This is a genomic window from Prevotella herbatica, assembly GCF_017347605.1.
GTDB classification, from domain to species: Bacteria; Bacteroidota; Bacteroidia; order Bacteroidales; family Bacteroidaceae; genus Prevotella; species Prevotella herbatica.
On sequence record NZ_AP024484.1, the window covers coordinates 2987489 to 3001166 of the forward strand.

14 protein-coding genes are annotated in these 13678 nt (G+C 37.8%); 13 read left to right on the forward strand and 1 reads right to left on the reverse strand.

Features of this window, described 5'->3' with window-relative positions; all coding sequences use genetic code 11:
* The first annotated feature begins 15 nt into the window (after positions 1-15).
* Positions 16-1602, forward strand: coding sequence for a F0F1 ATP synthase subunit alpha (atpA, locus tag prwr041_RS11285; protein WP_207153869.1), 1587 nt, complete (start codon positions 16-18; stop codon positions 1600-1602).
* 31 nt (positions 1603-1633) lie between these two features.
* On the forward strand, positions 1634-2602 hold the full coding sequence (locus tag prwr041_RS11290) for a F0F1 ATP synthase subunit gamma (RefSeq protein WP_207153870.1): 969 nt from the start codon (positions 1634-1636) through the stop codon (positions 2600-2602).
* Between the two features lie 1054 nt (positions 2603-3656).
* Here prwr041_RS11290 and prwr041_RS11295 read toward each other — a convergent pair.
* Positions 3657-4037 (reverse strand): rhodanese-like domain-containing protein, encoded by a 381-nt coding sequence (locus tag prwr041_RS11295; RefSeq protein ID WP_207153871.1) that lies wholly within the window; start codon positions 4035-4037, stop codon positions 3657-3659.
* Between the two features lie 152 nt (positions 4038-4189).
* Here prwr041_RS11295 and prwr041_RS11300 point away from each other — a divergent pair, with 152 nt between their 5' ends.
* The 11 genes from prwr041_RS11300 (at position 4190) to prwr041_RS11350 (ending at position 13644) form a co-directional block, all read left to right on the forward strand.
* The gene (locus tag prwr041_RS11300; RefSeq protein ID WP_207153872.1) at positions 4190-4474 is read left to right on the forward strand and encodes a GNAT family N-acetyltransferase; all 285 of its coding nucleotides are present in this window, start codon (positions 4190-4192) and stop codon (positions 4472-4474) included.
* Between the two features lie 405 nt (positions 4475-4879).
* Positions 4880-5302 carry a SoxR reducing system RseC family protein gene (locus tag prwr041_RS11305; protein WP_207153873.1) on the forward strand — a complete coding sequence of 141 codons (423 nt, stop codon included), beginning with the start codon at positions 4880-4882 and terminating at the stop codon, positions 5300-5302.
* A gap of 18 nt (positions 5303-5320) precedes the next feature.
* The gene (locus prwr041_RS11310) at positions 5321-6172 is read left to right on the forward strand and encodes a Fe-S cluster domain-containing protein (RefSeq protein WP_207153874.1); all 852 of its coding nucleotides are present in this window, start codon (positions 5321-5323) and stop codon (positions 6170-6172) included.
* The gene (gene rsxC / locus prwr041_RS11315; protein WP_207153875.1) at positions 6169-7521 is read left to right on the forward strand and encodes an electron transport complex subunit RsxC; all 1353 of its coding nucleotides are present in this window, start codon (positions 6169-6171) and stop codon (positions 7519-7521) included. Before prwr041_RS11310 ends, rsxC begins: the two co-directional genes overlap by 4 nt.
* 23 nt (positions 7522-7544) lie before the next feature.
* Entirely contained in the window at positions 7545-8540 is a 996-nt protein-coding gene (locus prwr041_RS11320) for an RnfABCDGE type electron transport complex subunit D (RefSeq protein WP_207153876.1), read from the forward strand.
* Between the two features lie 35 nt (positions 8541-8575).
* Entirely contained in the window at positions 8576-9160 is a 585-nt protein-coding gene (locus prwr041_RS11325; RefSeq protein WP_207153877.1) for an RnfABCDGE type electron transport complex subunit G, read from the forward strand.
* Between the two features lie 23 nt (positions 9161-9183).
* Positions 9184-9771: an electron transport complex subunit RsxE gene (rsxE, locus tag prwr041_RS11330; protein WP_207153878.1), complete on the forward strand. Its 588-nt coding sequence runs from the start codon at positions 9184-9186 to the stop codon at positions 9769-9771.
* 32 nt (positions 9772-9803) lie between these two features.
* On the forward strand, positions 9804-10406 hold the full coding sequence (gene rsxA / locus prwr041_RS11335) for an electron transport complex subunit RsxA (protein ID WP_207153879.1): 603 nt from the start codon (positions 9804-9806) through the stop codon (positions 10404-10406).
* An 86-nt stretch (positions 10407-10492) separates the two neighbouring features.
* Positions 10493-11530 carry a UDP-glucose 4-epimerase GalE gene (gene galE / locus prwr041_RS11340; RefSeq protein ID WP_207153880.1) on the forward strand — a complete coding sequence of 346 codons (1038 nt, stop codon included), beginning with the start codon at positions 10493-10495 and terminating at the stop codon, positions 11528-11530.
* A gap of 225 nt (positions 11531-11755) precedes the next feature.
* Positions 11756-12304: a 30S ribosomal protein S16 gene (locus prwr041_RS11345; RefSeq protein ID WP_207153881.1), complete on the forward strand. Its 549-nt coding sequence runs from the start codon at positions 11756-11758 to the stop codon at positions 12302-12304.
* A gap of 344 nt (positions 12305-12648) precedes the next feature.
* Positions 12649-13644: an AAA family ATPase gene (locus tag prwr041_RS11350; RefSeq protein WP_207153882.1), complete on the forward strand. Its 996-nt coding sequence runs from the start codon at positions 12649-12651 to the stop codon at positions 13642-13644.
* The last annotated feature ends 34 nt before the right edge of the window (positions 13645-13678 follow it).

The window sequence follows — 13678 nt, forward strand, 5'->3', positions numbered from 1 at the left end:
TTTAAAATACAAATTATGTCAGATAAAATAAAACCAAGCGAAGTGTCTCAAGTTCTTCTTGAACAGCTCAAAGGTGTCAATGGCAGTGAGAAGTTTGATGAGGTGGGTACTGTGCTCCAGGTGAGTGATGGTGTTGCCCGCATCTATGGACTTCGCAATGCTGAGGCCAATGAATTGTTGGAGTTTGAGAACGGAACAAAGGCAATTGTGATGAATCTGGAGGAAGACAACGTAGGATGCGTGCTTCTTGGATCTACCGCTGGCATTAAGGAGGGAATGACTGTTAAGCGCACAAAGCGTATTTCTTCAATTCTCGTTAATGACAACATGCTTGGGCGTGTGATCAATCCTATTGGTGAAGCTATAGATGGCAAAGGCGATATAGATTTGACTGATGCCTTTGAAATGCCTCTTGATAGAAAAGCTCCAGGAGTTATCTTTCGTCAACCTGTTAAGGAACCGTTACAGACTGGTTTGAAGGCTGTCGATTCAATGATTCCTATTGGTCGTGGTCAGCGCGAACTTATCATTGGTGACCGTCAGACTGGTAAAACTGCAATTGCTGTAGATGCGATTATCAATCAGAAAAGTCTTTATGATGCTGGAAAACCAGTATATTGTATATATGTAGCGATAGGTCAGAAGGCTTCTACCGTAGCTACATTGGTTGCTACTCTTAAGGAGCATGGTGCAATGCCATATACTATTATTGTAGCTGCCACAGCTGCAGATCCTGCTGCTATGCAATATTATGCACCTTTTGCTGGTGCTGCTATCGGTGAATATTTCCGTGATCGTGGATATAGTGCTCTTGTGGTATATGATGACCTTAGTAAACAGGCTGTTGCATATCGTGAGGTATCTTTGATATTGAGACGTCCTTCTGGACGTGAGGCTTATCCAGGTGATGTGTTCTATTTGCACTCTCGTCTTTTGGAACGTGCTGCACGTATCAACAATCAGCAAGAAATTGCTGAGCAGATGAACGACCTTCCTGATTGTATGAAGGGCCATGTTCGTGGCGGTGGTTCGTTGACGGCTTTGCCTATCATTGAGACACAGGCTGGTGACGTTTCTGCATACATTCCTACAAATGTTATTTCCATTACTGATGGCCAGATATATTTGGAAACAAATCTGTTTAACCAAGGTTTCCGTCCAGCTATTAATGTTGGTATCTCTGTATCTCGTGTAGGTGGTTCTGCACAGATTAAGAGTATGAAGAAGGTTGCCGGTACACTTAAGATTGACCAAGCTCAATATAGGGAACTAGAGGCTTTCTCTAAATTCTCAAGTGATATGGATGCCGTTACAGCAATGACTTTGGATCGTGGACGTAAGAACAATCAACTTCTTATCCAACCACAGTATAGCCCAATGTCAGTAGGTGAGCAGGTTGCTATCCTTTATTGTGGAGTACATGGTTTGATGCATGATGTTCCTGTTGAGCAGGTTCGTGAATGTCAGAATCAGTTCTTGGATGCAATGCGTTCTTCTCATAACGATATACTTGATACCTTGGCTGACGGACAGTTGAGTGATGAGGTCATAAAGGTTATTGAGGACACAATGGCTAATGTTGTTGGACAATATAAAGGTTGATAGTTTTAACAATTAAGATTAATAGTTAGCAATGCCGTCATTAAAAGAGATAAAAACACGTATCGAATCTGTTAATAGCACTCGTAAAATTACAAGTGCTATGAAGATGGTGGCTTCTAGTAAACTTCATCATGCCCAGACTGCCATTCAGAGTATGCTGCCTTATGAGAATTTACTTGAGCATATCCTCAAGTCTTTCTTGTTGACAGTGCCTGAAGCGTGGAATGAGCTAAAGTCTGAGCGTCAGGTAAAAAAGGTTGCGCTTGTTGTTTATACCAGCAATAGTTCTTTGTGTGGTGGATTCAACAATAACATAATAAAGATGCTCGGCTTGGCTATAGATGATTATAAAGCTCGTGGCATTGATGACATCATTGTTTACCCGATCGGTAGAAAGGTTGAAGAATATGTCGTTAAGCAAGGGCTAACTAAAGCTGGGAGTTATCTTGAACTTGTAGATAAACCAAATTCAGCAGGATGTGCGGCTATCGCAAAGGAACTGCGTGATAAGTTTATTGCTCATGAAATAGATAAGGTTGAAATTATCTATCATCATTTCAAAAGTGCAGGTTCGCAGATTCTTACGCGTAAGACTTATTTGCCTATCGACTTGTCTACAGAGTCTATCGGTAATGAAAACGATCGTGATTTGAGTGGTAACACAACTACCGCTAAGGCGCAGGAATATCTAAAGAAGCGTAAACTAGAGGAAGAAAGAGAGAAGGCTGAGGCAAAACCTCTTAATGATAATTTCATTGTCGAGCCTGATCTTAATGCTGTTTTGGGTATTTTGATACCAAAACAACTTAATCTTCAGCTATATACAGCGTTATTAGATAGTAATGCCAGTGAACATGCTGCTCGTATGGTAGCAATGCAGACAGCCACAGATAATGCTAATGATTTATTGCGTGGATTGAATTTGCAGTATAATAAGAGTCGTCAGCAGGCAATTACTAATGAGTTGCTTGATATTGTAGGAGGAAGTTCCAACAGATAACGATTTCTTCAAATAAATATGAAAAAGGAATATTGCATTATAGCAGTATTCCTTTTTTGTTTATCACATATATGTAATTTTATAGGCATATCTCTCTGCATTTATATTTTATATTAGCTAGGTTATGTTCTAATAGCTTTAAAATAAAGTCTTTAGCAGCAATTATCTTTAAATTATAGCTATGCCAAGCTATATTGATTTGCGGCGTTATTACGATGAGATGTATAAATTAGCTTGAAATTCATGTTGTTTTATAACGACATAATGCAAACGTTTGATCGACATAATGCAAACTTTATATCGTAGAAACGCAAACGTTTGATCGACATAATGCAAACTTTGTATCGTAGAAACGTAAACTTTTGATCGATGAAACGTAAACTTTGCATCGTAGAAACGCATTTCAGAATTGAAAACACGAATTATATGGCTTAAAATGTTGGCCTGTAAACATACAAAACTTACTATTTATTACTAGGATATTATTATTTATTACGCATCTATATAACTTTAAAATCAACAATTCCCTACATAGGTTTTTAAAAAATATAAGCGTCTAAGTGACTTTTTGCTGATTATCAGCAAGTTATAATTCTTTCTATACATTTATTGTGTCGAAGTAACGTCATATATAATAAATCAGCTATAAAATATACTATCATTTGCATTATATCGTAGAAACGCAGGTTTTAACGACACTTGCACATAACCATTCATTATCACAAAAAGTTTCTAATTGATTGATGGTCAGTGCGTAGACACATAGACACTAAAAAGACGAAAGATCTGTAGTGCATGTGCGTGCGTACATTATGGATAATAGAATATATATTTTGTGTTTGCGTATCTTCTAGTTATAAAATCATCTCTAGTTTCGCTTTCAAATATCCACTATTACGTAGACACGCATTTCCATGATGTAGTTTAAACATAGCTTAAACTATCTTTTGTATTCTCTTATCACCTTTGTTTAAAGGCAAAGAGAATGAAGACATAGTTGCGTAGCTAAAAAACAGTAAAAGCAAGTAACCTAATTCAATAACTTCAAATGGATTTATTTAGAGATACTTTTTCCTGCTTGTTCCCATTCCATGATTCCTCCACGTAGGTTTATTACTTTAAACTTAGCCTTTTGAAGTATACCAGCACCAATCAAACTACGCTTACCAGAACGACAATATATAGCAACAGGTTTATCTTTACTTAGTTTCTCTTCTGCTAATTGTTTAAAGTTACCTTTTTTCACATCAATGTTTGTTGCTCCAGGTATTCTTCCACTGGCATATTCTTCGGCAGTACGAGCATCAACAAGTTGCACTTTAGAAGATTTTACTAGTCCTTCAAACTTATTTGCATCAACTGTTACAATTTTATTTGTATTACAACTGGCTAGAGACAAAACAGTTCCTAATACAGCTAACATTACTTTCTTCATTTCTTTACATTTAATATTTTGCCGGTAAAGTTAGGGAATAATATTGAAGTATCAAAAGTTAATTTACATAATTTAATGATCATCATAATGTAAATATCGTTTTTATTTCATATTTTTACAGTTGCAATTATTGAATTTAAAACGTAAACATTATGAAGTATATTACAGAAAATAATCGTATATATGTAGATGGCAGTGACGATAAGGTCATTGCTGAAATCACATTTAAAACAAATGATGGTGTAACAACAATTGACCATACATTTGTTGATAATTCTCTTCGGCGCCAAGGGGTAGCTCCAGAACTTGTACAAATGGCGGTAAATAAAATCATTGCTGATGGTAATAAGATTGCTGCAACTTGTCCGTATGCGCTTAAATGGTTAAAACAACATCCTGAGTATAAAATTGTAGATACTGATGATACAATTTCATAAGAGACAGACTACATACATAAGGGTGGATATTATATAAATTAAATCCTATAATTTGTACAGAATCTACTTGAGGTTCAGTATGATTATGTTTCTTTTCTAAAGGAGAAGGAATAGATGATTTTGTGCCTAATACTGATAATCTAGCGTTTGTAAATACAGATAAAAAGAAACCATAGAAAATAATTCTGAATTATAACAGAAGAGTATATGATGAATAAATTAAGATGTTCTATTGTATATATTAACTCAACAATAATCATTTTATGCAAACGTTTACGTTTAAGAGTTGTTAACTAAAAGCCCGTTTTGGGTAATAATAATGTCGAATTTTTTGCATATTGGAAAAATCATACTATCTTTGCAATTGCCAACTGGAGATTACAATCTAGTATAATAAAAAACAACATGAGCAATAGAATCGAACATTTAGGAGTGATAGATGCTATAGAGGGGAATTGCCTCCATGTCGCAATATCACAATCATCAGCATGTGCGGAGTGCAAAGTTGCCGGACACTGTAACGCATCAGAATCAAAAGATAAAATAATAGATATTATTACAGATAAAGCCAACGAATATAGCATTGGAGAAAGTGTCAAGGTTTCAACTACAAATGGAGTCGGGATGATGGCAACTATATATGCTTATGTGTTGCCGTTGGTGATTATGATGGCCGTTTTGTTCATTGTTAAGGCGATAACTGAAAGTGATGGTTGGGCTGCTATGTCAGCTTTGTTTTCATTAATACCATATTATTTTTGCGTATATATATTGAGAAATAAGATAAGCAATCAGGTGTATTTTGAAATAGAAAAAATGAATAACTAAAACAAATACAAACAAATTATGAATTTTATTTTAACTTCGGTAATCGCTCTTGGGGCAATAGCACTAATATCCTCTGTGGTGCTATATCTTGTGTCCAAGAAGTTTGCCGTTAATGAAGATCCGCGTATTGGCACGGTCTCAGAGTTGCTGCCCGGTGCTAATTGCGGTGGCTGTGGCTTTGCTGGATGTTCCGGTATGGCTTGCGCTCTGGTGGCAGGTGCCGACAAAGGTTCCATAGAAGGACTTCGTTGCCCTGTTGGTGGAGACGAAGTGATGGAAAAGATCGCCGATACATTGGGTATGGCAGCTTCATCATCAGAACCTTTAGTGGCTGTTGTACGTTGTAATGGAACTTGTGATAATCGCCCTCGCATAGCTGAGTATGATGGTTTGCATACATGTGCAGCTGTAAATTCAACAAGTGCCGGTGAAACAGAGTGTGGTTATGGATGCCTTGGTTGTGGAGATTGCGTAAGCGTATGTCAATTTGATGCAATTCGCATGAATCCAGAAACAAGTCTTCCAGAAGTGGATGAAGAAAAGTGTACAAGTTGTGGCGCATGCGTAAAAGCATGTCCTCGCACCATAATAGAACTTCGCAAAAAGGGACCTAAAGATCATCGCGTTTACGTGCAATGCGTGAATAAAGACAAGGGAGCTGTCGCAAAAAAGTCTTGTAGCGTTGCTTGTATAGGTTGTGGTAAATGTGAAAAGGTTTGCCAGTTTGACGCTATAACAATAGAAAATAATCTCAGTTATATTGATTTCAACAAGTGTAGCGTGTGTACAAAGTGTGTTGATGAATGCCCTACTGGGGCTATCGTAAAGACAAACTTTACAATAGAGAAAAAAGCGGAGGTTGAAGCATGAAATTACATACATTCAAGATAGGTGGTATACACCCTGAGGAAAACAAGATAACAGCTGAGGTTAAGACAAGGAATGCCGCATTGCCTAAAGTTGCAATATTCCCATTGGGACAACATATTGGCGCTCCTGCAAAGCCAGTTGTTAAACGTGGCGATGTCGTAAAGGTCGGTACGTTGATAGCAGAAGCCGGTGGTTTCGTTAGTGCTCCGATATACAGTTCTGTTTCAGGAACTGTTGCGAAGATTGATACACGTATTGATGCTACAGGATATCGTAAGCCTGTGATTATAATCAATGTTGAAGGAGATGAATGGGAAGATAGCATTGACAGAAGTGAAAAACTTGAAAGTCTTGCTGAGCATCCAGAACTTACTCCAGAAAATATTTCAGATATAATAAAGAAATCTGGCATTACCGGTATGGGTGGCGCTGGTTTCCCAACTTTTATTAAGTTATGTCCTCCGCCAACAGCAAAGGCTGAATGTGTGATAATTAACGGAGTGGAGTGTGAACCATATATTACGTCAGACTATCGATTAATGATGGAGCATGCTGAGGAAGTAATAGTAGGTTTGCAACTGCTAATGAAAGCAGCTAAGGTAGAGCGTGGATATATAGGTATTGAGGAAAACAAACCAGAGGCTATCAAGTTGTTAACGCAGCTCACGGCTGATGATTCACGTATAGAAATAGTGGCACTTGCACAGAAATATCCACAAGGTGGTGAAAAGCAGCTTGTGGATGCCGTCATAAATCGTCAGGTTCCAGCACCTCCTGCAATTCCAGTGAATGTTGGAGCGATAGTTCAGAATGTGGGTACTGCCTATGCTGTATATCAGATGGTTATGAAGCATAAGCCTTTGTTTGAAAGATATACTACTGTAACAGGAAAAAAACTAAAGAATCCAGGTAACTACCTTGTAAGAATGGGAACAACCTTTGCTGAACTTATACATGCATGTGGTGGAATGCCCGAAGGCGATAATAAAGTATTAGCAGGTGGTCCTATGATGGGTAAATCAGTTATGTCTTTGGATGTACCTGTTACGAAAGGCACAAACTCAATAACAATCCTTAGTGGTGACGAAGCCCACCGAAAGTCTGTTCAGCCATGTATACGTTGTGGAAAATGCGTTGATGTATGTCCTATGGGATTGGAACCATATCTTTTGGCTACGCTTTCCGCAAACAAGTTGTATGAGCGTCTTGAAAAAGAGGACGTTACATCTTGTATGTCATGTGGCTCATGCCAGTTTACTTGTCCTTCTCATCGCCCTATACTTGATAATATCCTTCAAGGTAAGGGTGTTGTAATGGGAATGATTAAGGCTAGGAATGTTAAGAAGTAGTATTTTAAAAAGAATTATCAAAAATGGGAAAATTAATTGTATCTCTTTCACCGCATGCCCATGGAACAGACAGTGTCGAGAAAAATATGTTTGGAGTTGTCATTGCACTTATTCCGGCAATACTCGTCTCTTTCTTTTATTTCGGACTTGGTTCAGTTGTTGTATTGCTTAGTAGTGTTGCTTTCTGTATGTTCTTTGAGTGGGCAATTACAAAATATATGTTGAAACGCGAACCTACATTAACAGATGGTTCGGCTATAGTTACTGGTTTACTTCTAGGCATGAATCTGCCTAGTAACCTTCCTGTATGGATCATAATTATAGGTGCGCTTGTTGCAATAGGCGTAGGAAAAATGACTTTCGGAGGACTTGGAAACAATCCATTCAATCCAGCACTAGTAGGACGTTGCGTATTGCTTGTAAGCTTTCCTGCCCAGATGACGTCATGGCCAATGGCAGGACAGTTGACTAGTTATCTTGATGCCCAGACTGGAGCCACTCCGCTTGCAATAATGAAGCAAGCGATAAAGAGTGGTGATGTGTCCATATTGGATAAGTTGCCATCTGCCACACAACTGCTTTTAGGTTCAAATCCAACATTGGGACTTGGCACTATTGGTGAGGTTTGCGCGTTGGCTCTTTTACTTGGTTTAGCTTTCCTGTTGTGGAAGAAGATCATAACATGGCATATTCCTGTATCAATAATTGCAACGGTATTGGTCTTCAGCGGTTTGCTTCATTTGGTAAATCCTATTTATGCCAATCCTTTGAGTGAAATTCTTAGTGGAGGATTGATGCTAGGCGCAATCTTCATGGCTACGGATTATGTGACATCACCAATGACTCATAAAGGACAGTTGATATATGGTATAGCAATTGGATTTCTTACCGTAGTAATACGTAACTGGGGAAGTTATCCCGAAGGAATGAGTTTTGCTATACTTATAATGAACGCTTTCACGCCGATAATCAACTTATCAACAAAGCCAAAGCGCTTTGGTGAAGTTATGAAGAAGTAAATAAATAAATGTATTTAAAGTAAAAACATACGAAGATGGAAAAATTAAAATCATCTTTACCAAATATGGTTGGCGTTCTTGTTGGCTTCTCTATTATAATAGGAGGTTTACTTGCTTATGTCAATCACATCACGGAAGGACCGATAAAGCAAAAGCAAGAAAAAACTCTTGCGGCAGGAATAAAAACCGTTATGCAGAACAATAATGTGCAAGTTGCTGATCCTGAAACTTTAAACGAGACAATAGATGGCAAGGTTGCCACTTTTATCATTCATCCATGTAAAGACAATGCTGGAAAGAATATAGGCTCAGCTATTGAAAGCACAACTAACGGATTTGGTGGTGACCTACAAGTTCTTGTAGGTTTTGATAATGACGGAAAGATTCTTGGCTATACAATCCTAAAGAGTTCAGAGACACCTGGACTGGGAGCAAAGGCTGGAGTATGGTTTCAGAAGGATGGTAAGGGCAATGTCATCGGTATGAGTCCTAAAGATAAACCGTTGGTAGTAAGCAAGGATGGAGGAGATGTTGACGCCATTACTGCTTCAACAATAACTAGCCGTGCTTTTTTAAAAGCCATTAATCAGGCTTATGCTGCTTATGCAAAGAAAAAATGATGTGTATTTAAAAATTAGAAAGAATGAGCAATTTTAAAATATTACTGAATGGACTGATCAAGGAAAATCCTACATTTGTATTGTTCCTTGGTATGTGTCCTACATTGGCGACAACAACCAGTGCTATAAATGGACTTTCCATGGGATTGGCAACAATGGCTGTGCTGGTATGTACAAACTTTGTGATATCTTGTATAAAGAAGGTCACTCCAGATATGGTTAGAATTCCTGTGTTTATTGTCGTTATAGCAGCTTTCGTAACTATTCTTCAGATGTTTATGAGCGCCTATGCACCAGATTCTATAAACAAGGCTTTAGGTATCTATATACCACTTATCGTAGTAAACTGTATCATCCTTGGGCGAGCAGAAAGTTTTGCCTGCAAAAATAGTCCAATAGCAAGTGTTTTTGATGGTTTAGGTATCGGCTTGGGATTCACTTTTGGTCTTACATTGCTTGGTTGCGTAAGGGAATTCCTTGGAGCAGGAAGTCTTTTCGGAGTAGTGGTGATGCCTGAGACGACAAACATACTCTTGTTTGTGCTTCCTCCAGGAGCATTCCTTACATTAGGTTATCTTGTTGCTATTTTCAATAAATTGAAGAGTGAGTAAATGAATAATAAACACATATAATAATAAAATATATGGAATACTTATTGATCTTTATATCAGCGATATTCGTTAATAATATCGTGCTGTCCCAATTCTTGGGAATATGCCCTTTTCTGGGAGTCTCAAAAAAGATAGATACAGCAATTGGCATGGGCGGTGCATTGGCTTTCGTGCTTACTCTTGCTACAATAATAACATGGCTAGTCCAGAAATATGTTCTTGATGTATTAGGACTAGCTTATTTGCAGACTTTGTCATTTATTCTTATCATAGCCGCACTTGTGCAGATGGTGGAAATAATTTTGAAAAAGGTATCTCCAGCTTTGTATCAGGCTTTGGGAATTTTCTTACCGCTTATCACAACAAACTGCTGCGTACTTGGTGTTGCAATTCTTGTAATTCAAAAGGATTATAATCTAGTTGAGAGTATAGTCTATGCTTTCTCAACAGCTTTGGGATTCGCATTAGCTTTGGTCTTGTTTGCAGGAATACGTGAACAACAGGAACTGGTGAAAATACCAAAAGGTATGCAGGGAATGAGTATTGTCTTAATAACAGCTTCGTTATTGGCCCTTTCTTTTATGGGATTCAGCGGATTGGAAAGTGGACTTCGTACATTGTTTGGATTGGCATAAAGTCAATAAAACAAAAAAATATTTCAAAGGTATATAATTTTAAATAAATTGTGTACCTTTGTGCGGTTTAAACATTTTAAAATCTTATGAAACAAACAATACTTGTTACAGGTGGTACAGGCTTCATTGGCTCTCACACCACTGTGGAATTGATTGAAGCAGGCTATAAAGTAGTTATTGTCGACAATCTGAGTAATTCAAAGGTAGAGGTTCTTGACGGTATCGAAAAAATTACTGGTGTGCGTCCAGCATTTGAAAATGTAGATCTTCGCGATAAAGCAGCAGCAGAAAACGTATTCAAAAAATATCCTGATATTGAGGGTATTATTCATTTTGCAGCTTCAAAGGCAGTGGGCGAGAGTGTAAAGATACCTCTTGTTTATTATCGTAACAACATAGTTTCACTCGTTAATCTTTTGGAACTTATGCCAGAGTATAATGTAAAGGGAATTATTTTCTCTTCAAGTTGTACTGTATATGGTCAGCCAAAACCAGAGAACCTTCCTGTAACCGAAGACGCACCTCATCAGAAGGCTACATCTCCTTATGGTAACACAAAGGAAATCAACGAGCAGATAATTTATGACTACATACATAGTGGAGCAAATATAAAGAGTATTGTACTGAGATATTTCAATCCAATTGGAGCTCATCCTAGTGCTTTAATCGGTGAATTGCCAAACGGTGTTCCTGCTAACCTTATTCCTTATGTAACACAGACCGCTATCGGAATTCGTAAGGAACTTACAATCTTTGGTAATGACTATGATACAGAAGACGGAACATGCATCCGTGATTATATTTACGTAGTAGATTTAGCAAAGGCACACGTAGCAGCAATGAGCCGCGTTCTTGATAAAGAAACAGATAAAATTGAATATTTCAATATAGGTACAGGTCGTGGAAATTCAACAAAGGAACTTGTTGATACATTCGAGAAAGCAACCGGTGTAAAGGTTAATTGGAAGTTTGGACCACGTCGTGAGGGAGATATTGAAAAGATATGGGGTGATTGCAGTAAAGCCAACAATGTTTTAGGTTGGAAAGCAGAAGCCTCACTCGAAGAAGTTATGGCCAGTGCATGGAAATGGCAGTTGAAACTTCGTGAAGATGGAATAATGTAATTTTATGAATTATAGATTCTGTTATCGGTAAGTCGAACAGAAATTTTGTGTTTGTGTTGTTTAAGTCCACGATGCGATATCGTGGACTTTTTTTTTGTTAAATATGATTAAAGTTTAGCGTTATCAGTTTTTCAGTTCAGTCTATTCCAACAATTCTTGTTACCTTTGCAGGCGCTGTCACGAGATGGCAGCATTAATTCAAACCTAATTAAATATTAAATTAAAATGGCAACAAAAATCAGATTGCAGCGTGGCGGTCGTAAAGGCTATGCTTTTTATGGTATCGTAATCGCTGATGTTAGAGCACCACGTGATGGTAAATTTACTGAGAAGATTGGTACATTCAATCCAAACACCAATCCAGCTACTGTAGATTTGAATTTCGAACGCGCCCTTTACTGGGTAGAGAGTGGCGCACAGCCAACAGACACAGTTCGTAACATTCTTAAAAGCGAAGGCGTTTACATGATGAAGCATCTTCGTGGTGGTGTTAAGAAGGGTGCATTTGACGAGGCTGCTGCTCAGAAGAAGTTTGACGCTTGGAAAGAAAACAAGTTGAAGGGCTTTGAAGCTATCAGTGAAAAGGATGCAAAGGCTAAACAGGATGCTCTCGCAGCAGCTCTTGAGGCAGAGAAGAAGGTTAATGAAGCTATCGCTAAGAAGGTGGCTGACAAGAAAGCTGCAAATGCTACTGCTGAGGCAGAGGCTACTGCAACAGAAGAGACAACAGAGGCTCCTGCAGAGGAGGCTACTGAAGCTCCAGCTGAGGCTTAATCTTCTTAGATTAAAATCTATAATAAGGATGATTTCTGTTGAAGTCATCCTTATTTTTTTGAATTTTATCAATTTTTCTTGATGTTAATATGTAAGCGATATTAACATTGTTATGTAAATTTATTAACGTTGTAACGAAATTTAGGAAGTTACCATCATAAACTGCTATAACATTAAATGTTGTTCATTTTATCGGATATTTGGGTGCTTGCGATTGAAAGTTTCTTAAAATATACGTTTTTGGAAACTTTTTTAATATTATTTAGTTGCTGATGTTAGTTACTCTAAGCGATTTATTGTAATTTTGTGGTCACTAATTTATAATCGGTTAAATACAAATAATTATGGCTGAGACGATTGATATTCGTGAACTAAATATTATGATTGAGCAGCAGAGCGGTTTTATAACTAATCTTGTTGCTGGTATGGATAAGGTTATCGTGGGTCAGAAACATCTTGTTGACTCACTTCTTATCTCACTTCTTAGTGATGGACATATTTTGTTGGAAGGTGTTCCTGGTTTGGCAAAGACTCTTGCTATAAAGACTCTTGCTCAGCTTATAGATGCCGATTTCAGTAGAATTCAGTTTACTCCTGATCTCCTTCCTGCTGATGTCATTGGTACACAAATATATTCACAGAAAGATGAAACTTTCCATGTAAAAAAAGGTCCTGTATTTGCTAATTTCATTCTTGCTGATGAGATTAACCGTGCTCCAGCTAAGGTTCAGAGTGCTCTTCTTGAAGCAATGCAAGAGCATCAGGTCACTATTGGTGATCATACATTTGCTTTGCCAAAACCTTTCTTGGTTATGGCAACTCAAAACCCAATTGAACAAGAAGGCACATATCAGTTGCCTGAGGCTCAGATTGACCGTTTTATGCTAAAGGTAGTGATTGATTACCCTACAATAGAAGAGGAAAAACTTATCATTCGTGAGAATATCAACGGAAGTCTTCCTACTGTTACAGCTGTAACTTCAGCAAAGGAAATAATGGCCGCTCGTGATGTTGTCAACAAAGTTTATATTGATGAGAAAATAGCCCAATATATTGCTGATATCGTTTTTGCAAGTCGTTATCCTGAGCGTTATGGACTTTCTGAATTGAAGGGAATGATTACTTATGGAGGTTCTCCACGTGCAAGTATCAACTTAGCTAAGGCAAGTAGAGCTTATGCTTTTATAAAGCACCGCGGTTATGTTGTTCCTGAAGATGTACGTGCTGTTGTTCATGACGTTATGCGTCATCGCATTGGTCTTTCTTACGAAGCAGAGGCTAGTAATGTTTCTTCAGAGGAAATCGTATCAAAGATTGTAAACAAGGTTGAAGTTCCATAATTCGTACTTTGCAATCTAAAGAAAACAAGAACAA

Excerpts from the sequence above, each read along its gene's own strand:
- rsxE (WP_207153878.1), top strand. The coding sequence starts at position 9,184 with ATGAGCAATTTTAAAATATTACTGAATGGACTGATCAAGGAAAATCCT.
- prwr041_RS11320 (WP_207153876.1), top strand. The coding sequence starts at position 7,545 with ATGGGAAAATTAATTGTATCTCTTTCACCGCATGCCCATGGAACAGAC.
- prwr041_RS11310 (WP_207153874.1), top strand. The coding sequence starts at position 5,321 with ATGAATTTTATTTTAACTTCGGTAATCGCTCTTGGGGCAATAGCACTA.
- prwr041_RS11350 (WP_207153882.1), top strand. The coding sequence starts at position 12,649 with ATGGCTGAGACGATTGATATTCGTGAACTAAATATTATGATTGAGCAG.
- prwr041_RS11290 (WP_207153870.1), top strand. The coding sequence starts at position 1,634 with ATGCCGTCATTAAAAGAGATAAAAACACGTATCGAATCTGTTAATAGC.
- rsxA (WP_207153879.1), top strand. The coding sequence starts at position 9,804 with ATGGAATACTTATTGATCTTTATATCAGCGATATTCGTTAATAATATC.
- atpA (WP_207153869.1), top strand. The coding sequence starts at position 16 with ATGTCAGATAAAATAAAACCAAGCGAAGTGTCTCAAGTTCTTCTTGAA.
- prwr041_RS11305 (WP_207153873.1), top strand. The coding sequence starts at position 4,880 with ATGAGCAATAGAATCGAACATTTAGGAGTGATAGATGCTATAGAGGGG.
- prwr041_RS11325 (WP_207153877.1), top strand. The coding sequence starts at position 8,576 with ATGGAAAAATTAAAATCATCTTTACCAAATATGGTTGGCGTTCTTGTT.
- rsxC (WP_207153875.1), top strand. The coding sequence starts at position 6,169 with ATGAAATTACATACATTCAAGATAGGTGGTATACACCCTGAGGAAAAC.
- prwr041_RS11295 (WP_207153871.1), bottom strand. The coding sequence starts at position 4,037 with ATGAAGAAAGTAATGTTAGCTGTATTAGGAACTGTTTTGTCTCTAGCC.
- prwr041_RS11345 (WP_207153881.1), top strand. The coding sequence starts at position 11,756 with ATGGCAACAAAAATCAGATTGCAGCGTGGCGGTCGTAAAGGCTATGCT.
- prwr041_RS11300 (WP_207153872.1), top strand. The coding sequence starts at position 4,190 with ATGAAGTATATTACAGAAAATAATCGTATATATGTAGATGGCAGTGAC.
- galE (WP_207153880.1), top strand. The coding sequence starts at position 10,493 with ATGAAACAAACAATACTTGTTACAGGTGGTACAGGCTTCATTGGCTCT.